The organism is Curtobacterium pusillum, from assembly GCF_007680845.1.
Classification (GTDB): Bacteria; Actinomycetota; Actinomycetes; order Actinomycetales; family Microbacteriaceae; genus Curtobacterium; species Curtobacterium pusillum_B.
Window position 1 is genome coordinate 148,653 of the sequence record NZ_VEIY01000006.1, and the last position, 25,318, is coordinate 173,970.

Sequence of the window (25,318 nt, forward strand, 5' to 3'; positions counted from 1 at the left end):
CATGGCCACCGCTGACGCTGCGCCCGGCGCCGGGTCGGCGGCGTCGGCGCGTCCAGCCACCGGCCGGGTCCAGCCCGGTCGGACCGAGCCGGACCGGAACGAGCCCGCGCCGTTCGGAGCCGACCCGGCACGGAGCGTCCGCGCCTCGATCACCCAGGCGTCCGTGGAGCGTGCGTTCGCGATCCTCATCGCCGTGGCCGCGCTCGGCTTCGGGGCCACCACCGTGCCGGCCGTGCTCGACCAGCTGCCCTTCCTCGACCCGCTGTGGGGTCCGGTCGTGGTCTGCGCACTCGCGGCGTCGTTCCTCTTCGTCGGGGCGTCGGTCTTCGTCCCGCGGCTGGCGCAGTTCGCGCAGATCACCTGCGCGTTGATGTTCTTCGTCGCCCTGGTGACGTGGCCGCTCACCGTGCAGCACGCGATCCCGTCCGGTCAGGTGCCGTGGCCGTGGTGGCTCTGCACGGTCGGGTCGACGGCCGCCGCGATGGGCTTCGCGTCCTGGCGTGCGACCGTGTACACCGCGCTCGTGCCCGCCGTCTACGTCCTCATCCGCCTGACCCCGGTCGGCGGCGACGCCGGTGTCCGCGCATTGCTCGACGGCGTGTACACCGCGATCCTCAGCGGCGCGGTCCTCGTCATCGCGGTGGTCCTGCGCCGGGCGGCCACCGCGGTCGACGCCGCGCAGGCCACCGCGGTCCGCCGGTACTCGCACGCGATCCGGGAGCACGCGACCGAGGTCGAGCGCGTCCAGGTCGACGCCATCGTGCACGACAGCGTGCTCACGACCCTGCTCTCCGCCGCCCGGGCGGAGACCCGCGACGCCGAGATGCTCGCCGCGCGGATGGCGAGGAACGCGATCGACCACCTCGAGGCCGCTGCGTCGGACGGCCCCGGCGACGCGCCACCGGTGTCGCTCACCGACCTGCGGACCAGGATCGCGGACGCCGTCGGCGCGTTGGCAGCACCGGTCCGCGTCCACGAGGGCCACGTCGGCTCGATCCGCCTCCCGGCGACCGTCGCCGACGCGATCGCCTCGGCGGCCCTGCAGGCGGCCGTGAACAGCGTGCAGCACGCCGGCGGTCCGGACGTGGACCGGTGGATCCTCGTCGAGCAGCGCGGCGCGGGGGTCCACGTCGAGGTGGGGGACCGCGGCGCCGGGTTCGACGTCGCAGCGATCCCCGCCGAGCGGCTCGGCGTCCGCCGGTCGATCATCGAGCGGGTCGTCGCAGTGGACGGTCGCGCCGAGGTCGTCACCGCGCCGGGTGACGGCACGCGGGTGCTGCTGGACTGGGCGCCGCAGTCGGGAGCGCAGCGGTGAAGGTCTCGATCCCGGCCGGCGTCGCGATCGGCCTCGCCGCACTGTTCTCCGTCTACCACCTGCTCCTGGCCGCGACGTCGTTGCCCCGGGTCCTCGAGGTCGGGCCGGTCGTCGCGTGCATGGTCCTCTACGCGGCCGCGACCGGGGTGGCGCTGTTCGTCCCCGGTCGTGTGCTGCCGGTGTGGGCGACGTGCTTCTCGCTCGCCACGGCCGTCGTGATGCCGGTCGTCGCCGCCCCGGTGGTCGAACTGCAGCCCGGTCCCTCGTACAGCACGTGGTGGATCGCAGCCGTCGGGACGTTGATGGTCGTGCTCGTCGTCCGCGGCCGGGGTCCCTTCGCGTGGGTTGGCGTCGGCTTCCTCGCCGTGCACACCGTCGCTTGGGCGGGTCTCGGGGCGCTCGGCTCCCTCGGGGTGCTCGGCAGCGTGTCGTGGGTCGCGATCGCCACGGGGTTCGCGGCCGCCATGAGTCGCGCGACCAGGGTCACGCGGGACTTCGTGCGCGCCGAGCAGGAGACCGCCGACTGGCAGGCGGCCCAGGACGCGCACGTCTTCGAGCGGCAGTTCCGGCTCAGTCAGACCACCCGGATGGCGCTGCCGATGCTGCAGCGGATCATCGACACCGGCGGTGACCTCGACGACGCCGAGCGGGCCGAGTGCCTGCACCTCGAACAGGCGATCCGCGACGAGATCCGCGGACGGTCGCTGCTGTCGGACGACGTCCGCGACGAGGTGATGCGGCTGCGTCGACGCGGGGCGACGGTGCAGCTCCACGACGACGGCGGGCTCGACGACCTCGAGATCGACGACCTGCGACGCGTGCACGCCCGGATCGCCGAAGCGCTGCGTCAGGCGCGGGAGGCCGACAACGTCATCGTGCGCACGGTGTCGGAAGGGTCGGCGTCGGCGGTGACGGTCGTCGGGCTCCGGTTGGACCTGGCCGCGAGCGAGTCGGCAGCGCTCGGGGCGGGCATGGACGACGAGGACGGCGACGAGGACGACTCGGTCGTGGTGTGGCTGGAGATCCCGCGGCACGAGCCCGTCTGAGCGGCGCCCGGACCCGCGCGTGTCGACCTGCCCCGGAAACGGGGAACGGACCCGGCGGAGATCCGGTGTGGGGACCTGCCCCGGAAACGGGGAACGGGCCGGTCGGAAACCCGACCGGCCCGTTCACGACCCGAGTCTGAGCGACAACCCGAATATCGCCCTGACTCGTAGCTGGTGGTGGCGTCGTACCCTAGTCGGCCACCGACCTGCGATGTTCTTCGCTGAAGGACACCGAACACGTACAACTATGCCTGCGGTCAACACGTCTGTCAGTCGTCATTATGGGGGACAAATTCTGCAGATTCGGAGTTCCTCGGCGACATCTGTCCCCCGTCTGAGGGGAGACCGACCGGGAAGTGCACCCTGCAACGCTTCGGTGCGTTCGATACCCAGGGGTACATGGTCGCCCGAGGTGACCCGCCCGCGCAAGGAGCAGCGGTCCGCATCACGCGGTTAGCGGAGCGAACGACCCCAGGCACCAGCGCCGTGCTCGAGCGGGCGACGGAGACCGCGCGCCGAGACGTCCCAGCCGGAGCGCGGCGACACCGTCACCTCGGCACGTCCGAGCGCAGCGGCCTCGTCTGCCTGACGCTGCAGCACGGCGATGACCGCGGCGAGTTCCTCGGGTGTGGGGTCGCCGGACACCACGTGCACGTCGGCAGCGGCGGACACGTTCTCGTCCGCGGGGAGCGGCGGGACGGCCGCTGCGTGGCGACCCATCAGCGTCCGTCCGTCCGGCGACCGGGCTGCGCGTTCACAGGGGGATGTTCCCGTGCTTCTTGGGCGGCAGCGTCGCGCGCTTGCCCCGGAGTGCCCGGAGCGCCTTGACGACCGAGACGCGGGTCGCGTGCGGCTGGATGATGCCGTCGAGCTCGCCGCGCTCGGCCGCGAGGTACGGCGACGCCACGTTGTAGGTGTACTCGTTCGCGAGCTTGGCGCGCACCGCGGCGACGTCCTCGCCGGACTCCTCGGCGCGCTTGATCTCGGCACGGTAGAGGATGTTCACCGCACCCTGGCCGCCCATCACGGCGATCTCGGCCGTCGGCCACGCCAGGTTGATGTCGGCGCCGAGCTGCTTCGAGCCCATCACGATGTACGCGCCGCCGTAGGCCTTGCGGGTGATGACGGTGACGAGCGGGACGGTGGCCTCGGCGTAGGCGTACAGCAGCTTCGCGCCACGGCGGATGACACCGGTCCACTCCTGGTCGGTGCCGGGCAGGTAGCCGGGCACGTCGACGAGCGTGAGGATCGGGATGCCGAACGCGTCGCAGAACCGCACGAAGCGCGCGGCCTTCTCGCCGGCGTCGATGTTGAGGGTGCCGGCCATCGCCTGCGGTTGGTTCGCGATGATGCCGACCGTGCGGCCCTCGACGCGGCCGAAGCCGATGAGGATGTTCGGCGCGAAGAGCGGCTGGACCTCGAGGAACTCGCCGTCGTCGACGATGTGCTCGATGATCGTCGTGACGTCGTACGGCTGGTTCGTCGAGTCCGGGATGACGACGTCGAGCTCGTGGTCGGCGTCGGTGGTCTCGAGCTCGGGGACGACGTCGTAGGCCGGGGCGTCGGACAGGTTGTTGTCCGGCAGGAAGCCGATGAGCGACCGGGCGTAGTCGAGGGCGTCGGACTCGTCCTCCGCCAGGTAGTGGGCGACGCCGGAGACCGCGTTGTGGGTCTGCGCGCCGCCGAGCTCCTCGAAGCCGACGTCCTCGCCGGTGACGGTCTTGATGACGTCCGGTCCGGTGACGAACATGTGGCTCGTCTTGTCGACCATGATCACGAAGTCGGTGAGGGCCGGGGAGTACACCGCACCGCCCGCTGCCGGGCCCATGATGATCGAGAGCTGGGGGATGACCCCGGACGCCTGCGTGTTGAGACGGAAGATCTCGCCGTACTTGCCGAGCGCGACGACGCCTTCCTGGATCCGGGCGCCGCCGGAGTCGAGGATGCCGATGATCGGCACGCCGGTCTTCAGCGCGTGCTGCATGACCTTGACGATCTTCTCGCCGGCCACCTCGCCGAGGGACCCGCCGAAGACGGTGAAGTCCTGGGCGTACACGGCGACGTTCCGGCCGTGGATCGTGCCGACGCCGGTGACGACCGCGTCGCCGTAGGGCCGCTTGGCGTCCATGCCGAACGCGGTGGTGCGGTGGCGGACGAACTCGTCGAACTCCACGAAGGAGTTGTCGTCGAGCAGCTGCTCGATCCGCTCGCGCGCCGTGCCCTTGCCCTTGGCGTGCTGCTTGGCGATCGCGGACTCACCCGCGGCGGTCACTGCTTCGTGGTACCGCTCGCGGAGGTCGGCGAGCCGTCCGGCCGTCGTCGAGAGATCGGGGGTGTCTCCTGAAGTCACCCGCTCACCCTACCGGCGGCGACGACGGGGTCGGTTGGAGGACCCCCACGGTTCCTGCCCGTACATTTGCGTGCATGTCCACACCCGCGTCGCCGACCTTCCCGCTGAGCCGAGCCGCTGTGGACGCCGTCGGCGCGGTGTTCGCGGCACCGCCGACGACGGGGTCGACCAACGCGGACCTCCTCGCCGGGGCGCCCGACCGACCGCACGGCAGCGTCCTCGCGACGCTCGACCAGACCGCGGGTCGGGGCCGGCTCGACCGCACGTGGTCGGCGCCGGCGGGCGAGACGCTCGCGGCGAGCCTCCTCGTCCGCGCGGACCTCGACGACCGGGACCGCGGCTGGCTGCCGCTGGTCGCCGGCGCCGCCATGCGCGACGCGATCGCGCCCACCCTGCCCGACGAGCGGGAGGTCGTCGTGAAGTGGCCGAACGACGTCCTGGTCGACGGCGCGAAGGTGTGTGGCATCCTCGGCCAGGTCGCCGCCGACGGCAGCGTCGTGGTCGGCGCCGGCGTGAACCTCACCATCCCGGCCGACCGGCTGCCGACGCCCACCTCGACGTCGCTCGCCGTCGCCGGCGCGTCCGGTTCCGCCGCGACGCTCGCCGACGCGGTGCTCGCCCGGTTCCACGGCGCCGTCCTGGAGGCGGTGGCCGCCCTGGTCACGGGCGGTGCGGCTGCCGAGGCGGTCCGGTCCCACGTCCGGACCGTGTGCGGGACGATCGGGCGGCGCGTCCGGGTCGAACTCCCCGACGGCACCGTCACGGAGGCCGACGCGACCGGCATCGACGACGACGGGTGCATCACGATCCGGGATCGACAGGGTGTCCTCAGGGGCGTCGCGGTGGGGGACGTCACCCACCTGCGGTATGCATGACGGCATGACCGACGAGCCCCCGCCCGAACGCGTCGTCGCACGCCTGCGGCCGCACGCTCGTCGGCTCGTGCGACCGGCGGTGTTCGTCGTGCTGGTGATGCTCGCGGGCGGGTTCGGCTTCGGGGTGTTCCGCGCGCAGCTCGCCTGGTTGAACGCCGTCGTGGCGGTGCTCGTGCTCCTCCTCGTGCTCGTCGGGGGCGCGATGCCCCTGTTCCGCTGGATGTCCGAGCGGTACGTCGTGACCACACGGCGGCTCGTCGTCGTGCGCGGGCTGGGCACCCGGACCCGGCGTGAGCTGCTGCACTCGCGGGGGTACGACGTGACCGTCCGCCGGCGCGGGCTGCAGGGGCTGTTCCGCTCCGGCGACGTGCTCGTGTTCCCGGGGGACGAGCCCGCCCTGGTGCTCGGCGACGTCCCGCACGCCGACCTGGTGGTCGCTGTCCTGCACGACATGGTCGAGGCGTACGAGGCCCGCCGCCGGCACCGCGAGCCCGACTGGGACGAGATCGTCGGCGGCACGGACCGACCGCAGTGGGGCGACGTCCGCCCCTGACGTGGAAGATCGACGAGAACCCGGTACCGTCGTCCCGTGCGTATCTCTGTCATCGGCTGCGGTTACCTCGGTGCCGTGCACGCCGCCTCCATGGCCAAGCTCGGGCACGACGTCGTCGCAGTGGACGTCGACCCGGGCAAGATCGAGCGACTCGCCGCGGGCGAGGCCCCCTTCTTCGAACCGGGTCTGCCCGAGATCCTCGCCGAGGCCCTGGACTCCGGTCGCATCCGCTTCACCACCGACATGGCCGAGGTCGCCGGCGCCCAGGTGCACTTCCTCGCCGTCGGCACCCCGCAGGGCCCGACCGGCGCCGCGGACCTCACCTACGTGAACGCCGCCGTGGCCGCGCTCACGCCGTACCTGGCCGCCGGCGAGTTCGTCGTCGGCAAGTCCACCGTCCCGGTCGGCACCGCCGCTCGCCTCGCCGCCGAGGTCGAAGCCGCGGTCCCGGGTGCCTCGCTCGTCTGGAACCCGGAGTTCCTCCGCGAGGGCTTCGCCGTGCAGGACACCATCTCGCCGGACCGCCTCGTCTACGGCGTCCCGTCGGGGGAGACCGGCGAGCGCGCCGTCGCCCTCCTCGACGAGGTCTACGCCACCACGTTGGCCGAGGGCACCCCGCGGCTCGTCGTCGACCTGCCCACCGCCGAACTCGTGAAGGTCAGTGCGAACGCGTTCCTCGCGACCAAGATCTCCTTCATCAACGCGATGGCCGAGATCGCCGAGGTCGTCGGTGCCGACGTCACGGCGCTCGCCGACGCCATCGGCCACGACGCCCGGATCGGACGCAAGTTCCTCAACGCCGGCCTCGGGTTCGGCGGCGGCTGCCTGCCGAAGGACATCCGCGCGTTCCAGGCTCGCGCGGACGAGCTCGGCGTGCCGGAGTCGCTCGCGTTCCTCGCCGACGTCGACGCCATCAACCTGCGCCGGCGCGACCACGTGGTGGAGCTCGCACAAGAGGTGCTCGGCGGCGTCGTCACCGGCAAGCGCATCGCCGTGCTCGGTCTGGCGTTCAAGCCGAACTCCGACGACGTCCGCGACTCCCCTGCGCTCGACATCGCGGCGCGGCTCCTCGGCCACGGTGCCGTCGTCGCCGCCTACGACCCCGAAGCGGTCGTCACCGCGCGCCGCATCCACCCCGAGCTCGAGTACGTCGAGAGCGCCACGGACGCGCTCCGCGATGCCGAGCTCGTGCTCGTGCTCACCGAGTGGAACGAGTTCCGGGAGCTCGACCCGCAGGCCGTCGCCGCGCTGGTGTCGAACCCGGTCGTGATCGACGGCCGCAACTGCCTCGACCGCGACGCCTGGACCGCGGCCGGGTTCACCTATCGCGGCATGGGTCGCTGACCCGTCCCGCCAGACCCCACCCGCCCCGACGCGACCCCATCCCGCCCCGACCCGCCGCGCCCCGGCTCGATGAGGTCCGGAACCAGGTTCCGCTGCGGGGGAGTCCGGGGGCGGGGGGAGACCGGGGCGGCGCGAGGGGGCGAGAGCGCGGGCGACGCGACCGCGCTCAGACGTGCGCCGACCGGTCGACCGGCACCGCGCCTCCTGGACGGGGTGTCCGGACCACCTGCACGACGGACGCCACCAGGCCGACCGCGACGAGCGCCGCGATGCCCGCGACGACGACGAACGGCACCGGCCCCCACGCCTCGTACCGGGCGATGCCCGACGCGGTCAGCGGGCCGCGAGCGGCGTTCCAGAACCAGCTCGACACGACCGCCAGCCCGTACAGCCCGATCGCGGGCGCCACGACGGCGAGCCCCGTCGCGAGGATGTCGCGTCCGCGGGCGGTGCGGGGCATCCGCCGCCACGCGAGCGCGCTGAGCACGACGAGCGCGAGGAGCGCGGGGAACACGTAGCGGCCCTGCGTGCCGGCGACCTGGGTCGTGTCGAGGTAGGCCCGGGCGCTGCTCGCGGTCTGCAGGAGGAGCAGCAGCGCCGGGAACACCGCGAGCGACCACGCGGCCGCTCGGGTGTCCGGGCCGGTGCGGGGCCGGCGGAACGCCCACAGCAGCACGACGAGGACCGCGACGATCGTCAGGACGGCGGTGAGCAGGTCGCCGATGCTGACCTGGGCACGCTGACCCGGGCTGCCCCAGAACGTCCGGGCGACCGTGCCCCAGCTGACGTCGAGGAAGTGCAGCACCGACGGGTGCTCGCCGGGCGGGAAGTCGGCGTGCGGCCGGATCGCGGCGTACCCGTCGGGCTGCAGCCGGTGGTACGTCACGAGGTTGTGCAGCCACCACCAGCACCCGAGGACCGCGGTCGTGGCGAGCAGCAGCGCCGTGCGCAGGGCTCGCCGTCCGAGGGTGAGGACGCCGGCGCCGGACACGAGCGCGACCACGGCGGTGAACGGCACGGCGGGCAGGCCGGTGCCCTTCGTCCAGACGAGCGCCGCCGTGACGACGCCGAGCGCCACGAGGGTCCGCGTCCGGAGGTCGCCCGTGAGCAGACGCGTCGCCAGCCACACGACCACGCCGCCGAGGAGCAGCACCGGTGCGTCGTTCGTGACGGACGCACCGATCGAGGCGAGCTGTGGCGTCGCGAAGAGGGCGAGCGGGGCGATGAGCGCCGCGCGGGGCGACCGCGTGACGCGACGGACGGCGGCCCAGGCGAGGAGTGCGAGCGGCATGACGAGCAGGGCGTCGACGAGCCGGAGCGCGAGGAGCGCGTGGTCCCAGCGGAGCGAGCCGTAGTGGACCGCCCGGAGCACGAGGGCGTCCAGCGCGTACGCGGTCGGCGGGTGCTGGGTCATCTGGTTCACCGTGGCGGAGTCGCCGGGGTGCGCCGCGAGCAGCTCGCTCGTCGTCGACCACGTCGAGGCGTCGCCGGCGGCCTGCTCCTGCTGCGCGGCCTGGACGGCGTTCGACACGTGGAGGGTGCCCGGCGCGGGCCAGCCCGACCCGGTGGCGACGTGCACGGCGGCGTCGAAGTGGGCCGGTTCGTCCGGAGCCTGGAACGCGGGGACGACGAGCGCCCACACCACCAGCCACAGGCCGAACACGGCCGTCAGGACGGCGACCCACAGCCCCTCGCGCCGGGAGACGACAGGGTGTGCTGCGTGCGGCATCGAGCGGGCTCCCGGTTCGGCGGCGCCGCCCGGTCGGCGGCCCGACGAGCCTAGTGGCCGGAGCGGACCGGGCCGGTCCCGGCTGCCGGGGCCGCGGACGGGGCCGGGGCCGCGGCCGGGGCCGGGGCTGCCGCGGTCGTCGGCGACGGCACGTGCGTCTCGACGCTCTGTCGCTTCCCGCCCCGCTCGGGGTGGTACACCCAGACCTTGTACAGCCAGAAGCGGAACGCGGTGCCGAGCACGAGCCCGATGACGTTGCCGGACACGTTGTCGGCGAGTGCCGAGGTGAGGCCGAGCACGTAGTGCGAGACCCCGAGGCAGCCGAGGGAGATCACCATGCCGCCGAGTGAGACGACGACGAACTCGATGCCCTCACGGGTGGCGACGGCGCGGCGCTGGTCGCGGAAGGTCCAGTACCGGTTGCCCATCCAGTTGACGAAGATGGCGACGACGGTCGAGACCACCTTCGCCCAGAACGGACCGGAGTGGACCTCGTCCGGGTTGAACACGGTCGCCCGCAGCAGGTTGAAGATGCCGGTGTCGACCACGAAGCCGACCGCGCCGACGACGCCGAAGCGTGCCAGTTGGGCTACCAGTCGCCGCACGGGTTCTCCAGGGTCCGTAGAGTTGTGGCTGGTCGTGCGCCGCACGGCCGACCAGTGGTCGCAACAGGACTGCGACCCGAACAGCGATTGTAGACAGCGCGTTCTCGCCGCACGGTGTGAACGACGGAAGGAACACACAGCATGGCGTTGCGCGTCGGGGTCATCGGTGGAGGTCAGCTGGCACGGATGATGGTGCCCGCAGCGGTCGAGCTCGGCCTCGACATCCGGGTGCTCGCCGAGGGCCCGGACATGTCGGCGTCGATCGCCGCCACCGCCGAGGGCGACTACCACGACGTCGACACGGTGCTCGCGTTCGCCCGTGACGTCGACGTCGTCACCTTCGACCACGAGCACGTGCCGCAGGACGTCCTCCGTGCGCTCGTCGACGCCGGCGTCGCGGTCCGCCCCGGCCCGGAGCCGCTCGCCGTCGCGCAGGACAAGATCACGATGCGCACGCGGCTGACCGAGCTCGGCCTGCCCGTGCCGGACTGGGCCGCGGTCCAGGACCCCGACGAGCTCCAGGACTTCCTCGACGACCACGGCGGTCGTGCTGTGGTGAAGACGGCCCGGGGCGGCTACGACGGCAAGGGGGTCCGCGTGGTCACCGACCCCGCCGACGTCGCCGACTGGTTCATCGCCGTCGCCGAGGCCGCGGGCGACCAGGCGCTCCTCGTCGAGGAACTCGTGCCCTTCACCCGGGAACTCGCGCAGTCCGTCGCCCGCCGGCCCTCCGGCGAGGTCGTCGCCTGGCCGCTGGTCGAGACCGTGCAGCGCGACGGCGTCTGCGCCGAGGTGTTCGCGCCGGCACCGGACAGCGCCGGACGGATCGCCGACATGGCCGAGGACATCGCGGTCCGCATCGCCACGGAGCTCGGGGTGACGGGCGTGCTCGCGGTGGAGCTGTTCCAGACGGACGACGAGCGCATCCTCATCAACGAGCTCGCGATGCGCCCGCACAACACGGGGCACTGGACGATCGACGGCGCGACGACGAGCCAGTTCGAGCAGCACCTCCGCGCGGTCCTCGACCTGCCGCTCGGTGCCACCGGCGCGCACGCGCCGGCGTCCGTGATGATCAACGTGCTCGGCGGGCCGGCCGACGGCGACCTCGCCGCCCGGTACCCCGGAGCGCTCGAGGCCTTCCCCGAGGCGAAGTACCACTTCTACGGCAAGGCGCCGCGACCCGGTCGGAAGATCGGGCACGTGACGGTGATCGGGGACGACCTCGACGACGTCACCTACCGCGCGCGTGCCGCGGCCGCGCACTTCGACGACTGAGGCTGCGGTCCGTCGCGTGAGCGGATGACGGACGGGAGGCGCGTGGCGGGCCCGCCACGCGCCTCCCGTCCGTCCGGGCGCAGTTGTCCGCACAAGTGCCCACGCCCACTCGGGTGGCACCCGCTCTGGCGGCTGGCGGGCGTCGGCGACGCGTGTTGCCATGGATCGGTCAGGGGTCGATCGTCCAGGGAGTTCCGTCATGCACCGCCGTCCGTCGCGCACCGCGCTCGTGGGTACCCTCGTGCTCGGCGCCGTCGCCGCACTCGTCGTCGGCACCGCCGAGCCGGTCCTCGCGGCCGAGCCGGCCGAGCCGGCCGTCGCTGCCGCCGCGACGCGCTCGTCGCCGACCACCGCGTCGGCGATGCGGGCGGCCACCGCCGCTTCGCTCTACGGTGCCGGCCCGTACCGGTCGCCCACGAGCGAGGCCGCGAAGGCCGCGGCGGCGCTCGCCGGGTCGGACCCGGCCGGTGCCGCGGCAGCGACCACGATCGCGCGGTACCCGGTCGCGACCTGGCTCGGCGACTGGACGCAGGGCACGACCCTCGCGAAGACCATCGACGCGGCCGTCGCGGGCGCCGAGCAGTCCGGCACCACCGCGGTGTTCGTCACGTACGCGATCCCGGACCGTGACTGCGGCGGGTACTCCGCCGGCGGGTTCGACGAGACGACCTACGACGCGTGGGTCGACCAGATCGCGGCACGGCTCGCCGGGCACCCGGCGGCCGTCATCGTCGAGCCGGACTCGCTCGCGATGCTCAGCAACACCGCGTGCAGCACCGTCCTCGACCAGCAGCGCTTCCGGATCCTGTCCCGCGAGGTCGCCGCGTTCACGGCCGCCGGCGTCCCGGCCTACCTCGACGCCGGGAACTCGAACTGGGTCCAGCCGGCCGTGATCGCGGCGCGTCTCGACAGCGCCGGCGTCCGGCAGGCGCGCGGCTTCTTCACGAACGTCGCCAACTACTACCCGACCGCCCAGGAGCAGGCGTACGCGCAGAAGGTGTCGGCCGCCACCGGCGGATCGCACTACGTGATCGACACCTCGCGGAACGGGCAGGGCTGGCGCGGGACCTGGTGCAACGGCCCCGGCGCCGGACTCGGGACGACCCCCCGCGTGGTGTCCGACGGCACCGCGCTCGACGCGCTGCTGTGGGTGAAGACGCCCGGGGCGAGCGACGGCACGTGCCAGGGCGGCCCGACGGCCGGCACGTGGTTCTCGTCGTTCGCGCAGACGCTCGTCGCGAAGGCGCAGCTCGGCGTGCCGACGGCGTCGACCGCGCCGCGGGGCGCGATCGAGGTCGCGAGCGGGACGGGCGGCGGGATCCGCCTGCGCGGGTGGGCGTTCGACGAGGACGACCCCACCCAGCCCGTGACCGTCCGGGTCAGCGTCGACGGCAAGGTGGTCGCCTCGGTGTCGGCGGGGGCGTCCCGACCGGACGTCGACACCACGTACGGGGTCGGCGCCACGCACGGCTTCGACGGGACGGTCCCGGTGACCGAGGGCGTGCACAGCGTGTGCGTGACCGCCGTCGACCTGGGCGCAGGGGACGACACCGGCCTCGGGTGCCGCAGTGTCCGCGCGTACCGGCACGACCCGTACGTCGCCCTCGAGGCCGCGACCGTGGCCACCGCCGGCATCGCGGTCCGGGGCTGGGCGTTCGACGGCGACGCCGCTGCCTCGGCGTCGAGCGTCGCGGTCCGGGTCGACGGTCGGACCGTCGCCTGGACGACCGCGAACGGGACCCGCACGGACGTCGGCGCCTCGTGGGGTGCCGGCGCGCAGCACGGCTTCACCGCGACCGTCGCCGGCGGCGCCGGACGGCACACCGTTTGCGTCGTCGCCCGGAACACCGGGGCCGGCGCCGACCGGCAGTCCACGCCGTGCCGCACCCTGACGGTGCCGGCATCGGCACCGGTCGGCCACCGGGACGCCGTGACCTCGACCACTGCGAAGCGGGTGTCCGTCCAGGGGTGGACCTTCGACCGGGACGACACGCGGAAGGCCCTGACGGTCCGGGTCACCGTCGACGGTCGGAGCGCCGGGACCCTCCTGGCGAACCGCACGCGGGCGGACGTCGACCGGGCCCACGGGGGCGGCCCGGCGCACGGGTTCTCCGGGACGGTCGCGGCGGCGAGCGGCAAGCGATCGGTGTGCCTGACGGCCGTGGGCGTCGGCAGTGGCGGGGACCGGTCGCTGGGCTGCAGCACGGTCGCGGTGCGCTGAGGCCGTGCACCAGAATGGTCGGCATGCCGCGTGATCTCGTCCGCCGTGCCGTCCGTCGTCTGCGGCGCACGGTGACCGGCACGCCGGTCGCGACGTCCGCGCCCGGGGCACCCGCGGTCCCGCTGCCCGTCGTCGGCTACGTCGTCGCCGGCGGTGGGGGAGCGCACCCCGCTTCGGCCCACGTCCGGGTCGTGCGGCGGACCGAGCACCTCGCGGCGTCGGGCGTGGCGACGGTGCAGCAGGTCGATCCGGAGTCGTTCGTCGACGGCCGGGACACCACGCCGTACGCCGCCGTCCTCGTGCAGCGGGACATCCTGCCCCGTGCGACGGTCGACCCGTTCCTCGCCGCGGCCGCCGATCGGGGCGTCCGTGTGGTCGCCGAGGTCGACGACGACTTCTTCACCGCGTCCGGCCGGCAGCGGCTGGCACGCGCCGAGTACGACCCGGACCGGCTCGCGTCGATCGACGCCCTCGTCCGCGGCGCCGACACCGTGGTCGTCAGCACCGACGAACTCGCCGCGGTCGTGCGGCCGCTCGCCCGCTCGGTCGCGGTGGTCCGGAACGCCCTCGACCCCGAGCTGTGGACCCCGCGCGCCGACCCGGGCACCGGTGCGGACGACGGTGCGGACGTGCTCCCGCCGCACGAGTACCGCGTGCTCTACATGGGCACGCTCACGCACGCCTCGGACCTCGAACTCCTCCGGGACGTCTTCACCGACCTCGTCGCCACCGACGGCACCCCGATCCGCCTCGAGGTGATCGGCATCACCGACGACACCACCGCCGACTGGTACCGCAGCGTCGAGGTGCCCGACGGCCACTACCCGGCCTTCGCCCGCTGGCTCGTCGAGCACCGGGACCGCTGGCGCGCGGGGGTCGCACCGCTCCGCGACGAGGAGTTCAACCGCGCGAAGAGCGACCTGAAGGCACTCGAGTACACCGCCCTCGACCTCCCGGCCGTCGTGTCCGACCGGCCCTCGTACCGAGCGGCGTCAACGTTCGGCGTCGTCGCCGTGCCGGACGACCCCGCCGCCTGGCGTGCCGCGGTCGCCACCGCGGTGGACCGCGGACACGCCGACCCGGCAGCCGTCGCGTGGGTCGCCGCCGACCGCACCATCGGACGCGACGACGGAGCCTGGAGGCGCGTCCTCCTCGGCTAGGCTCGTCGCGTGACCGACACCCCAGCACCAGGGCAGCCGCTCGTCTCGATCATCATGGGGTCCGACTCCGACTGGCCCACCATGCGCGCCGCGGCGGACATCCTCACCGAGCTCGGCATCCCGTTCGAGGCCGACGTCGTCTCGGCGCACCGCACGCCCGACAAGATGACCCGGTTCGCACGCGCCGCCGCCGACCGGGGGATCCGCGTGGTCATCGCCGGCGCCGGTGGGGCCGCGCACCTGCCGGGCATGGTCGCGTCGATGACGACGCTCCCGGTGATCGGCGTCCCGGTGCAGCTCGCGCGGCTCGACGGCCTCGACTCGCTGCTGTCGATCGTGCAGATGCCGGCCGGCATCCCGGTGGCGACGATGGCGATCAACGGTGCGGCGAACGCCGGACTCCTCGCGGCGCGGATCATCGGGTCGGCCGACCCGGGCGTGGCCGCTCGTCTGGCCGAGTACGCCGAGGGACTCGAACGGCTCGTCGAGGAGAAGGCAGCGCGGCTCCGCGACTCGCTCTGACCCGCGCTGCGCGGGGCTCCCGCTGACGCGGTTGTCGGCTGGCTCGGTGGTCGGCTGGCTCGGTGGTCGGCTGGCTCAGAGGTCGGCGTGCAGCTGCCAGGTCTCGGCCGCGGAGTCCGACCAGTCGTACATCCGCGCCCGGTCCGGACCGGCGACGGCGAGCTGACCGGCGAGCAGCGGATCGTTCACGACCTGGTACACCGCTTGGGCGAGTCGTTCCGGGTACGAGTCTCGGGGGTCCCGGGCGACGGTGACACCGGCGTCGGACGCGACCTCGCGCACGGCTTCGTCGTCGGAGTGCACGACCGGGGTCCCGAAGCTCATCGCCTCGATCACGGGGAGACCGAAGCCCTCCGCCAGGCTCGGGAACACGAACACGGTCGCTCGGTCGTACGCCACCGCGAGGTCGGCGTCGTCCACGCGGCCCAGCACCTTCACCCGGTCACGGGCGAGACCGGCGCGTTCCGCGGTGCCGTACACGTCGACGTCGCCCCAGCCGTCCGGGCCGGCGATGACCAGCGGGATGTCCGTCGGTGCGTCCGGGTGGGCCATCGCCTCGATGAGGAAGCGCAGGCCCTTCCGGGGCTCGAGGGTGCCGACCGCGAGCACGTACCGTTCCGGCAGCCCGAGGCGCTCGGCGCGGACGTCCGCGTCCACCGGGGTGCGGAGCCGCCCGCTTGGAGCGCCGCCGATCACGCGGAGCCGCTCGTCGAAGCGGTGGATCGCGTTCAGGGCGCTGGCCACGGCGTGGGTCGGGACCACGACGGCATCGGCGTGCTTCCACGCGCGCTTCACCATCGCACGGTGGAACTGGACGCCCCGCGGCGTCAGGGTCTCGGGGTGCGTCCACGGCACGGTGTCGTGCACGGTGACGACGGTCTGCCGGCCGACGTCGCGGAACCGGTCGTGCTTCACCAGGGGTGCCAGGACGCTCGGCGCGTGCACCATGCCCTGCGCGACGCTGCCCACGAACCCGCCCTGCCAGGCGAGCGAGAGCTCACGGCGGGGCAGCGCCAACCGGTCGAGGTCGGCCAGCCCCGGCAGGAGCGTGCGGATGTGCGCGAGCTCGTCCTTGCTGACGGCGGAGACGATGCCGGCGACCTCGCAGCCCGCCGGTGCGTTGTCGATGAGGTGCCGCGTCAGCTCTTCGGCGTAGCGGCCGATCCCGCCCGGGACGGGGGCGACGATCTGGTCCACGACGACGTGGAGTGTGGTCATGCGGTGCGCCTCCTCGTGGTGCTGCCGTGCGCACTGCGCGGTCGGATGCCGACCATATCAGTCGGTTCGGGGAGGGACCGGGGCGCCCGATCGGAGGGTTGCTGCGGCGGTGACCCGGCGGTGCCGCGCGGCGAGGACGGCGCCGACACCTGCCAGGACGACGTCCCCGATGGTCATGAACACGCGGCTGATCACCGCGAGCGCGAGGGGGGCCGAGCCGCCGGCGACGCTGCCGAGGAGCAGCACGAGGATGCCTTCGCGGGGACCGATGCCGGCGGGGGCGATGACGACGACGAAGCCGACGAGCCACGCCACGGCGTACGCGCCCACCGCGACCGGGAAGAGCGCGGGGGAGTCCGCGCCGAAGGCCCTGAGCACGACGGTCGCCTGCGCGCCGTAGGCCAGCCACATGACGAGCGACCAGACGAGCGACATCAGCGTGCCCGACCAGGTGAGCGTGGTGTCCTGCGCCGGACGGCGGAGCACGCGGAACGCGATGGCGATCAGCCGGCCGAGCACGGGCGGGGTCAGGCAGACGAGCCCGACCACGATGACCGGGATGAGCCACCAGAACGTCGCGAAGCCCGTCGACGACGCGAGCAGGACGGCGACGATGCCGACGATCGCGGCCGTCACCATGCTGACGAGCATCGAGGCCAGGGCGGCGACGGCGCTCCCGGTGCGCTGGAGCCCGTGCGCGCGACCGAGCTCGGCCTGGGCGGCGATCGACCACACCCCGCCGGGGATGTACTTGCCGAGCTGCCCGACGAAGAAGATCGACGCTGCCGCGGCCAGCCGGACCCGGTAGCCGCTGGCCGCCATCATCGCCCGCCACGAGAGCATGTTGGCGACGAGGGCGACGATCGTGAAGACGACGCCGACGGTCACCGTCGTGACGTCAAGGCTGGCGAAGTCGTGGACGATCTTGTCCCACTGCTTCGCGATGCTCCAGACGAGGAACGCGACGGCCACGATCGCCGCCGCCCACTTCACCGTCGTGAGCACGCGGGCGCGCCGACCGGTGGTCGGGACGGCGCCCGTCACGGCGTCGGCAGGGGCGTCGAGCGGGTCCGGGGACCCTGCGGCCGACCCCGTAGGCTGTTGTGCGTCCATCGACCGACAACTCTAAGGGAGCCCGCTGGATGCGACCCGATCCGGATCTCCGTCCGACCCTCCTCGTCGCCGCGTCGACGTTCCCGGCCGAAGCCGGCGACGGCACGCCCGGGTTCGTGCTCGACCTCGCGCTGGCACTCTCGGACGAGTACCGCGTCGTCGTGGTCGCTCCGATGACGAAGGGCGCCAGGGCGACGCAGCGGATCGGCGACGTCGAGGTCCGGCGGTACGGCTACTTCCCGGCGCGTTGGCGTGACCTCGCCGACGGCGCCATCGTGGACAACCTCAAGGCGAAGAAGGCCCGCTGGCTGCAGGTCCCGTTCTTCTTCGTGTCGATGGCCGCGGCGCTCCGCCGCGAACGACGCCGCTCGCAGCCGGACGTCGCGCTCCTGCACTGGATCATCCCGCAGGGTGCCGTGGGCCGACTCGTGCTCGGTGACCTGCCGCGGGTCGTGACCACGCTGGGTGGCGACCTGTACGCACTGCGCAACCCGCTCCTCCAGGCCGTCAAGCGGTCCGTCATCCGCAGCGCCGCGTCGGTGACCTGCATGAGCACCGACATGGCGCGCGAACTCGGCAAGCTCGGTGCACGCGACGAGCAGGTGCACGTCGTGCCGATGGGCGTCGACCTCGAGCCGATCACCCGGGCCGTCGACCGCGAGACCCGGGTGCCCGGCCGGGTGCTCTTCGTCGGACGCCTCGTCGAGAAGAAGGGCGCGATCGTCCTCCTCGACGCACTCGACCGGATGACCGAGCGACCGGCCGAGGTCGTCGTCGTCGGCGACGGCCCGCTCCGTGCCCAGCTCGAGGCGCGGGCCGGATCCGCGGTGACGTTCCTCGGGGCGCGTGGGAAGGAGGACCTGGCGTCCGAGTACGCGAAGGCCTCGATCGCGCTCTACCCGTCCGTGCCCGCCGCCAACGGTGACCGCGACGGCCTGCCCGTCGCCCTGCTCGAGGCGATGTCCGCCGGTTGCGCGATCGTCGCCTCGGCGGTGCCGGGGATCGTCGACGTCGTCGAGGACGGCGTGAACGGCCTGCTCGTCGAACCGGGCGATGCCGCCGGTCTCGCCGCGGCCGTCGACCGGCTGCTCGCGGACCCGGTGCTCGCCGAGCGGCTCGGTCGTGCGGCGGCCGAGACCGCGGCGGCGCACACCGTCGACGCGGTGGGGGACCGCTACCGGGAACTGCTGGCGGCGGCGCGGGCCTGACCGTCCGTGGCCGTGGCCGTGGCCGAGGCCCTGGCCGTGGCCCTGTCCGCGTCCGTCTCCGTGTTCGTGGTCGTTGAACGGTAAGTGTCGGTCTGAGCGTCCCGGTCCGCCGCACGGTCGGTGTCGGTCGGGCCGTCCTGGTCGGGGCGCGGGCCACGAGCGTCGGCTGGGCGGGGCCGGCGGGCGTCGAGGAACGCGCCGACGGCGCACCCGACGGCCGCCACGACGGACACCGCGAACGCGAGCCGCACCATCGCGGCGGCGTGCGGCACCATCCCGGTGACGTGGAGGTCGACGAGGGTCCAGTACGGGAACGCCGCTGCGACGATCCACGCCGTCACGAGGAGGCCCGACACCGGACGCCACGCGGTGAGCCCGGCGGCCATGACGATCGTGATGATCGGCAGGACCGTCATCGAGTAGCGGGTGTTCGGTGATCCGCCGCCCGCGACGTAGTCGAGCTGCGTGACCACCAACAGCACGCTGACGGCGACGAACATGAGCACCACGAGGGTCCCGGCGAGGCGGTCACGACGACGGTCGGCCGCCGCGAGCCCGTGGGGCCGCAGCGCGCGACGGTCGGCGTCCTGCGCGAGCGTGGGGCCACGGTGGGGCCGGCGGACGGCCACGACCACCCCGACCGCCAGGCCGAGGACGAGCGGGACGAGCAGGATCAGCCAGGTCGGGAAGTCCATCGGGTCGATGGCACCGCGGTAGATGCCGAAGAGACCACGCCACACCCCGCCGTCCACCGCCATGTCCTGGATCGGGCGGACGTGGCGCTTGGCGTGCTCGATGCCCCACTGCGCCTGGCGGCCGCTGAAGTTGCCCGTGATGGCCTTGTTCCGGACGTAGAACCAACCCGAGGCGGCAGCGGCGGCGACGATCGGTGCCGCGGCGGCGACGATCCGGCCGACGAGCGCCGACCGCCCGCGCGAGGCGGCCCCGCCGCGGCCGAGCCGGACGTCCCGCGCGAGGAGCATCGCGACGACGACCGCGACCGCCCACAGACCGAACGAGAGCCGGGTCGTCATGCCGGCGGCGACCACCAGCGTCGCGGCCACGAGCAGTCGCCGGGTGATGCCGTCGCGGAGCGCAGCGCCCGCGATGCCGCACGCGAGCACCACGAGCGGGTAGTAGAGCGCGTCGTTGTAGATCGAGGACCCCTGCTGGATGACGATGCCGGCGAACGCGGTCACCACGGCCGTCGCGCCGGGGAGACGGCGCGCGCCGGGGAAGCACCGGGACGCTGCCCAGGCCGCGGCGGGGACCGCGACGGCGATGAGCACGGCGCTCCCCATCCGGCCAGCCATCACCGCGGTCAGGGTGTGGCCGCTGTCCCAGAGCGGCCCGACGATCGGGGCGAGCAGCACGTAGTACAGGGGCGGGTGCTGAGCGACCCACTGCACCGGCACCTGCACGCCCCACGGCACCTTGTAGGTGAGCCCGTTCTCGAACACGGGCAGGTGCCCGTGCCAGACGGTCACGATGTAGTCGAGGTGCGCGGGCTCGTCGGCGCTGCCCAGCGGCGGGTACGTGAACGCACGCGCGACGGAGGCGGCGAGGACGAACACCAGGGCGGCCCAGACGGTGAGGCTCGACCAGGGGGTGGTCGTCGACCAGCGGGCCAGGCCGGTCCAGGTGCGGCGGATCGGGTTGGTCATGTCGTCTTCCGGTCGAACGATGCGAGCGTCGCGCGCAGCTGTTGGTCGAGGTAGGGCTCGAGCGTCTTCGCCCACGTCCCGGTGATGTGGCTCGTGTCACGGTAGACGAGCACGCCGCCGATGACGGCGGGGCACGTCGAGTCCGTGCAGTAGTACCGCGTCAGGTCCACGAGGGCGGCCCGGCCGCCGCCGGCGGTGAACTCCTTGACGGCCTCGGCGGAGGAGTCGGTCTGCCCGAGGGCGGCCTGCCGCGGCTGGTCGCACGACGCGTTCGTCGGTCCGGTCATCGCGCTGACGCACGCGACCACGTCACGACGCGGCACGGGGTTGTCCCGGATGGCGATGACCGGCAGTTCGTCGCCGGCGGCCTGCTTCCAGGCGTCGACGAGGCCGGCCAGCGTGGCGGCGTCGCGGGTGGGGCCCGCGGGCGCGGTGACCGGCATCTGGGTCGTCGAGTGCACCACGACCAGCGCATCGGCCTCGCTCCGGTGGGACTTGACGTAGGCGATGGCCAGCTGCTTCCAGTGGTTGCAGGTGCGGAGCCCCGAGTCGTTGACGGCGTCCTGCTGCGCGGTGGTCAGGTAGCAGCCTCCCGTGCCGGCGAGGTCGATCCGCCACCCGTGGAGCTTGCCGATGTCGTCGTAGGCCTGGAGCAGCGTGTTGCTGTGCGAGTCGCCGATGACGATGAGGCGCTTCGAGTACCCGGTCGCCTTGCCGAGCACGCACGGCTGGAACTTCCCGCTCCAGCAGGCCGCACGGTTCGGGTCGTCTTCCTTCGCAGCGGCCGGTGCCGGCACCCGGACGTCGGCGAGCTTCGGGTTGACGCACGGCTTCGGGGCGCTGATCTCCGCCGCCGCGCCGAAGCACGGGGCGCTGCCCTGCGAGAGCTCCCTGGTGAACGTGGCCGCCTGCACCTCCTGCACGTGCACCGCGGTCAGCGTCGAGACTCCGAGTGCCGCCACCAGGACCGTGCAGACCGCGCCGACGACCGCGACCCGGAGCGGGCGGAGCGTCCGGACCCAGCTGGAGAACCGCAGCGGCTCCTCGAACCAGACCGTCGTGGCCGCGGCGAGCACCAGCGAGACGACGAGGACGGCGAGCTTGCTCTTCCACCCCAGGGGGTGCGCGAGCCAGATCGGCACGATCACGACGAGCGGCCAGTGCCACAGGTAGAGCGAGTACGAGATCCGACCGACGAACGCGATCGGGCGGACCGAGCCGAGCAGCTCGAACGCGGTCCCGGCGCCGAACGTCACCAGCAGCGTCGCACCGACGACCGGGAGCGCCGCGGCGATGCCGGGGAACGGCGTCGCCGGGGTGATCACGACGAGCGAGGCCACGAGCGCGACCGCACCGGCGAGGGCGGCCCCGGACCGGACTCCGCGCGCGACGGTGGTCCGGGCCGCGGGCAGCCGGATGGTCGCCGCGAGGCCGCCGAGCGCGAACTCCCACGCGCGGGTGGCGGTGGAGAAGTACGCGACGCCCGGGTTCGTGCGGGTCTGGACGATGCACCACACGAGTGACAGCACGACGACCGTGCCGAGCAGGATCCGCGCGGTGGTGACGGGCGACACCCGCTTCCGCACGAGAAGGGTGACGAGGAGGAGCAGGAGCGGCAGCGCGATGTAGAACTGCTCCTCGACGGACAGCGACCAGAAGTGCTGGAACGGCGAGGCCTGGTTGTCGGCGTCCAGGTAGTCGACCGCGCTCGCCGCGAGCTCCCAGTTCTGCACGTAGACCGTGGACGCGATCAGCTCGCGGCCGTACTGCGTCCAGAGGGCGCTCGGGACGACCAGGAGCACCGCGGCGCCGGTGGCGAGGATCGTGAGGAAGGCCCCGGGCAGCAGGCGCTTCGCGCGCCGCGACCAGAACTGGGCGAGGCGGATGCCGCCGCGGGAGAGCTGCTCCCGCAGGAGGTGCCCGGTGATGAGGTACCCGGAGATGACGAAGAAGACGTCGACGCCGACGAAGCCGCCGTGCAGCCGGTTCGGCCAGAGGTGGTACACGACGACGGCGAGCACGGCGAACGCACGCAGCCCCTGGATGTCCCAGCGGGTCGTGTCCCTCGCGCGGTGTGCGGGACCCCGGGCCGCCCCTGCTGCAGTGCTCACTGGCAGGATTCTACGAGTCCGTGCGCGATCCTCGAAACTCCGACGCGCCACGGGCGGGGGTGCACGAGGGCGATCACGCGGGTGCGGTGGCCCGCCCTCGGGACAGGTGCCTGGCGATCGCCTTCGCCAGGCGGTGGGCGGGCAGCTCCACGAAGCGGGCGAAGAGGAACGCCATCCCGATCGCGAGCGGGATCGTCACCACGACCGTCAACCAGGGCGACCACCCGATCGGCAGCAGGTTCGCGAGCGACACCGCGATCGGCTCGTGCGTCAGGTACAGGCTGAACGAGATCCGCCCCAGCGTGCGGGGCACCGGCCCGAGCAGGAAGCGCTCCGCCGGGAGCCACTTGCCGGCGAGCAGCACGATCGTGAACGACGACGCGAGGACCACGACCTGCACGACGACCGGGTGCGAGAAGGGTGGCGGGAACCACGCCGGGCTGGAGATGCCGAGGAGACTCGCGACCAGGAGGACCCACCCGGCGCCGCGCGGGACCGCGCGGATGCGCTCCCACCCGGCGGCCAGCGCGGAACCGATGAGGAACATCGGGAGGTAGATCAACCACTGGACGTGCAGGTACTCGCCGAGCGCGGACAGGAGGACGCCCGCGATCGCCGTCAGCCACCAGCGACGGACCGTGACGGCGGCCACCGAGACGAAGAGCGGCACGAGGACCGAGAACAGGACCTCCCACGTGAGCGACCAGAGCGGGCTGTTCAGCAGGGTGGGGGAGATGAGCGTGAAGTCGTCGAAGAGACTGCGGAGCGTGAGCGCCTGGTCGTGCGCGTTCACCCAGAGGGCCTGGTGCGGGTCGGTCGTCCGTGGCACGAGGAGGAACAGCACGAGCGCGACCAGCAAGGACGCGGTGACGGGGAGGTACAGGCGGACGGCGCGGCTGGGGAAGAACGCGATCCAGTCCTGCGTGCGCCGGAGCGCGGGGAGCGTGAGCACGAAGCCGCTCAGCACGAAGAACACGAACACGGCTTCGCGACCGGCCCACACGACGTGCAGCGGCGAGTTGGTCAGCCAGAGCAGCGAGTCGGGGACGGCCAGGCCGTAGTTCGACTTCGACAGTGCCGGGACGGTGAGGAAGGCGTGGTGGACGAGGACGACCGCCGCCGCGATCCCACGGAGACCGTCGAGCGAGCCGATCCTGCCCGCGGGGCGATCGCGCATGGGGGAATCGTACCGAACCGTCAGGCCCGGGCTGCACGGAGTGCGTCGACGGTGTCCCGCACGCCCCGCCCGAAGTCGGTGAAGGCGCGGTCGTCGACGGTGGGCAGCACGTGCGAGGCGAACCGCAGGTCGAGGCCCTGGAAGGTCGCGGACGGGTCCGCGCCGTCGCGGACGTCGAGCCGCTCGCCGAAGGCGTCCTCGACGGCGGCGACGACCTCGGCGATGGTCGCGCTCCGGCCCGAGGCGAAGATCTTCGTGACCGTGGTACCGGCGGCGGTGCCGTCGGTGTCGGTGTCGGTTTCGCCGTCGACGAGGTCGAGTGCGTCGAGCACCATCGCCGCAGCGTCGTCGATGTAGAGGTAGTCGCGGGTCGTCTCCGTCGGCACGTAGATCGACGAGGGGCGTCCCTCGAGGTGCGCCAGCGCGAGCTGCGACACGAGCCCCTGCGCCTTGCCGAGGTTCGCACCGGGGCCGTAGAGGTTCGAGAACCGGCCGACGACCAGTCGCGCTCCCGTCTCCGCCGTCCACCCGCGGAAGCGTTCCTCGGCCTGCAGCTTCGACCGGCCGTAGGGCGCGAGGGGTGCCGGTTCGGTGTCCTCGGAGAACGGTGCGCCCGAGCTCCCGGCGTAGACCGCGCCCGCGGAGGACGCGAAGAACAGCGTGCCCGGCGCGGCGGCGTCCGCGGCGGTGGCCTCGAGCACCCGGGCGATGAGGCGTTGCTCGGCGTCGAAGACCTCGGGTCCGGTGGCGACGACGCCGGTGCCGGCTCCCCAGACGATCCGCCACGGAGCGTCCGGGGTGCGGACGTCACGGAACGCCGTGACGAGCGCGTCGACCGCGGCGTCCTCGTCGGTCCACGGCACGCGTGCCGCGCGCACGTCGGAACCGCGGCCCGCCGCAGTCCGGCGGACCGCGCCGCCGAGGAAGCCGCCGGCGCCGACGACGAGCGTGGCCGGGCCGGGCTCGTCCGTCGCGGTCACGCTCGGAAGGTCCCGGCGGCCGTCGCGGCGTGCAGCGCCGCACGCCAGTCGCGCATCGGTGGCAGTCCCGCCCGGGACCACCCGTCGTGCCCCAGCACGCTGTACGCCGGGCGCGGGGCCGGGCGGACGAACGACGCGCTGTCGGTCGGCAGGACGCGATCGGGGTCGAGACCGTTCTCGGCGAAGATCGCCTTCGTGAAGTCGTACCAGGAGCCCTGACCCGAGTTCGTGCCGTGGTAGACGCCGGCCGGGGCGTCTGAGTCCACGAGCTCGACGATGCGCGCGGCGAGGTCGCCCGTCCACGTCGGCTGGCCGACCTGGTCCGTGACGACCGAGACGGTGTCGTGCGACGCGGCGAGCCGCAGCATCGTCGCGGCGAAGTTCGGGCCGTGCGCGCCGTAGATCCAAGCCGTCCGGACGATGTACGACGAATCGGGGGCGATCCGCCGGACCGCTGCCTCGCCCGCCGCCTTCGTCCGCCCGTACGCGTTTAGCGGGTCGGTCGGGGCGTCCTCGGGGTAGGGCGCGGTGCCGTTGCCGTCGAAGACGTAGTCCGTCGAGATCGTGACGAGCTTCGCGCCGTGCCGGACCGCCGCTTCGGCGAGGAGGGCTGGGCCCGTCGCGTTCACGGCGGCCGCGTCCGCCTCGTGCGTCTCGGCGTCGTCGACCTTCGTGTAGGCGGCGGAGTTGATCACCACGTCGTGCCCGGCGACGGCGGCGTCCACCGCGTCGGCGTCGGTGATGTCGAGGTCGGCACGGCCGAGCGCGGTGACGTCACGGCCCCGCAGCGCCAGCTGCAGGTCGTGACCGAGCATGCCGGACGCGCCGGTGATGAGGGTGCGGGTCATC

The 25,318-nt window shown here is 73.2% G+C and carries 21 protein-coding genes; 10 read left to right on the forward strand and 11 right to left on the reverse strand.

Translation table 11 applies throughout. The features are described 5' to 3' along the window. The first annotated feature begins 1 nt into the window (after position 1). The gene (locus FS825_RS13900) at positions 2 to 1,315 is read left to right on the forward strand and encodes a sensor histidine kinase (RefSeq protein ID WP_144714007.1); all 1,314 of its coding nucleotides are present in this window, start codon (positions 2 to 4) and stop codon (positions 1,313 to 1,315) included. Continuing rightward, positions 1,312 to 2,361 (forward strand): hypothetical protein, encoded by a 1,050-nt coding sequence (locus FS825_RS13905; protein ID WP_144714009.1) that lies wholly within the window; start codon positions 1,312 to 1,314, stop codon positions 2,359 to 2,361. Before FS825_RS13900 ends, FS825_RS13905 begins: the two co-directional genes overlap by 4 nt. A 453-nt stretch (positions 2,362 to 2,814) precedes the next feature. On the opposite strand, the gene FS825_RS13910 is transcribed toward FS825_RS13905, so the two are convergent. Beyond that, on the reverse strand, positions 2,815 to 3,081 hold the full coding sequence (locus tag FS825_RS13910) for an acyl-CoA carboxylase subunit epsilon (protein ID WP_144714011.1): 267 nt from the start codon (positions 3,079 to 3,081) through the stop codon (positions 2,815 to 2,817). 34 nt (positions 3,082 to 3,115) lie between these two features. Then, a complete protein-coding gene (locus tag FS825_RS13915) occupies positions 3,116 to 4,711 on the reverse strand; it encodes an acyl-CoA carboxylase subunit beta (protein ID WP_144714013.1) in 1,596 nt (531 codons plus the stop codon). Positions 4,712 to 4,785: 74 nt separating this feature from the next. Between FS825_RS13915 and FS825_RS13920 the strand changes: the two genes are divergently transcribed. From FS825_RS13920 to FS825_RS13930, 3 genes are read left to right on the forward strand one after another with little or no spacing between them, the layout of a single operon-like run. Beyond that, positions 4,786 to 5,586, forward strand: coding sequence for a biotin--[acetyl-CoA-carboxylase] ligase (locus FS825_RS13920; RefSeq protein WP_144714015.1), 801 nt, complete (start codon positions 4,786 to 4,788; stop codon positions 5,584 to 5,586). A gap of 4 nt (positions 5,587 to 5,590) precedes the next feature. Then, positions 5,591 to 6,139, forward strand: coding sequence for a PH domain-containing protein (locus FS825_RS13925; protein ID WP_186377246.1), 549 nt, complete (start codon positions 5,591 to 5,593; stop codon positions 6,137 to 6,139). A 36-nt stretch (positions 6,140 to 6,175) separates the two neighbouring features. Continuing rightward, positions 6,176 to 7,483: a UDP-glucose dehydrogenase family protein gene (locus tag FS825_RS13930; RefSeq protein ID WP_144714019.1), complete on the forward strand. Its 1,308-nt coding sequence runs from the start codon at positions 6,176 to 6,178 to the stop codon at positions 7,481 to 7,483. Between the two features lie 166 nt (positions 7,484 to 7,649). On the opposite strand, the gene FS825_RS13935 is transcribed toward FS825_RS13930, so the two are convergent. After that, positions 7,650 to 9,212 (reverse strand): DUF2142 domain-containing protein, encoded by a 1,563-nt coding sequence (locus FS825_RS13935; RefSeq protein ID WP_144714021.1) that lies wholly within the window; start codon positions 9,210 to 9,212, stop codon positions 7,650 to 7,652. A gap of 50 nt (positions 9,213 to 9,262) precedes the next feature. Beyond that, positions 9,263 to 9,817: a GtrA family protein gene (locus FS825_RS13940; protein WP_144714023.1), complete on the reverse strand. Its 555-nt coding sequence runs from the start codon at positions 9,815 to 9,817 to the stop codon at positions 9,263 to 9,265. A 141-nt stretch (positions 9,818 to 9,958) separates the two neighbouring features. Between FS825_RS13940 and FS825_RS13945 the strand changes: the two genes are divergently transcribed. From FS825_RS13945 to purE, 4 genes are all read left to right on the forward strand, one after another. Further along, positions 9,959 to 11,095, forward strand: a complete 1,137-nt coding sequence (locus FS825_RS13945; RefSeq protein ID WP_144714025.1) for a 5-(carboxyamino)imidazole ribonucleotide synthase — start codon at positions 9,959 to 9,961, stop codon at positions 11,093 to 11,095. A gap of 199 nt (positions 11,096 to 11,294) precedes the next feature. Next, entirely contained in the window at positions 11,295 to 13,316 is a 2,022-nt protein-coding gene (locus FS825_RS13950) for a glycoside hydrolase family 6 protein (RefSeq protein WP_186377247.1), read from the forward strand. 23 nt (positions 13,317 to 13,339) lie between these two features. Beyond that, a complete protein-coding gene (locus tag FS825_RS13955; RefSeq protein WP_144714028.1) occupies positions 13,340 to 14,476 on the forward strand; it encodes a glycosyltransferase family protein in 1,137 nt (378 codons plus the stop codon). 9 nt (positions 14,477 to 14,485) lie between these two features. Further along, the gene (purE, locus tag FS825_RS13960; RefSeq protein ID WP_144714030.1) at positions 14,486 to 14,998 is read left to right on the forward strand and encodes a 5-(carboxyamino)imidazole ribonucleotide mutase; all 513 of its coding nucleotides are present in this window, start codon (positions 14,486 to 14,488) and stop codon (positions 14,996 to 14,998) included. A 75-nt stretch (positions 14,999 to 15,073) separates the two neighbouring features. On the opposite strand, the gene FS825_RS13965 is transcribed toward purE, so the two are convergent. Then, the gene (locus FS825_RS13965) at positions 15,074 to 16,216 is read right to left on the reverse strand and encodes a glycosyltransferase family 4 protein (protein WP_144714032.1); all 1,143 of its coding nucleotides are present in this window, start codon (positions 16,214 to 16,216) and stop codon (positions 15,074 to 15,076) included. Positions 16,217 to 16,273: 57 nt separating this feature from the next. Continuing rightward, positions 16,274 to 17,329, reverse strand: coding sequence for a lysylphosphatidylglycerol synthase transmembrane domain-containing protein (locus FS825_RS13970; RefSeq protein WP_144714034.1), 1,056 nt, complete (start codon positions 17,327 to 17,329; stop codon positions 16,274 to 16,276). 29 nt (positions 17,330 to 17,358) lie between these two features. Between FS825_RS13970 and FS825_RS13975 the strand changes: the two genes are divergently transcribed. Beyond that, entirely contained in the window at positions 17,359 to 18,537 is a 1,179-nt protein-coding gene (locus FS825_RS13975; protein WP_144714036.1) for a glycosyltransferase family 4 protein, read from the forward strand. Here the strand turns inward: FS825_RS13975 and FS825_RS13980 are convergent. From FS825_RS13980 to rfbD, 5 genes are all read right to left on the reverse strand, one after another. After that, positions 18,504 to 20,201 (reverse strand): hypothetical protein, encoded by a 1,698-nt coding sequence (locus tag FS825_RS13980; RefSeq protein WP_144714038.1) that lies wholly within the window; start codon positions 20,199 to 20,201, stop codon positions 18,504 to 18,506. The two genes, FS825_RS13975 and FS825_RS13980, sit on opposite strands and share 34 nt — an antisense overlap. Then, entirely contained in the window at positions 20,198 to 22,312 is a 2,115-nt protein-coding gene (locus FS825_RS13985; protein WP_186377248.1) for an acyltransferase family protein, read from the reverse strand. Before FS825_RS13985 ends, FS825_RS13980 begins: the two co-directional genes overlap by 4 nt. Before the next feature lie 73 nt (positions 22,313 to 22,385). Then, positions 22,386 to 23,489: an acyltransferase family protein gene (locus tag FS825_RS13990; RefSeq protein WP_144714042.1), complete on the reverse strand. Its 1,104-nt coding sequence runs from the start codon at positions 23,487 to 23,489 to the stop codon at positions 22,386 to 22,388. 20 nt (positions 23,490 to 23,509) lie between these two features. Continuing rightward, entirely contained in the window at positions 23,510 to 24,469 is a 960-nt protein-coding gene (locus FS825_RS13995) for an NAD-dependent epimerase/dehydratase family protein (RefSeq protein ID WP_186377249.1), read from the reverse strand. Then, positions 24,466 to 25,317: a dTDP-4-dehydrorhamnose reductase gene (gene rfbD / locus FS825_RS14000; protein WP_144714046.1), complete on the reverse strand. Its 852-nt coding sequence runs from the start codon at positions 25,315 to 25,317 to the stop codon at positions 24,466 to 24,468. The genes FS825_RS13995 and rfbD overlap by 4 nt, the downstream gene beginning before the upstream one ends. Position 25,318 lies beyond the last annotated feature (1 nt).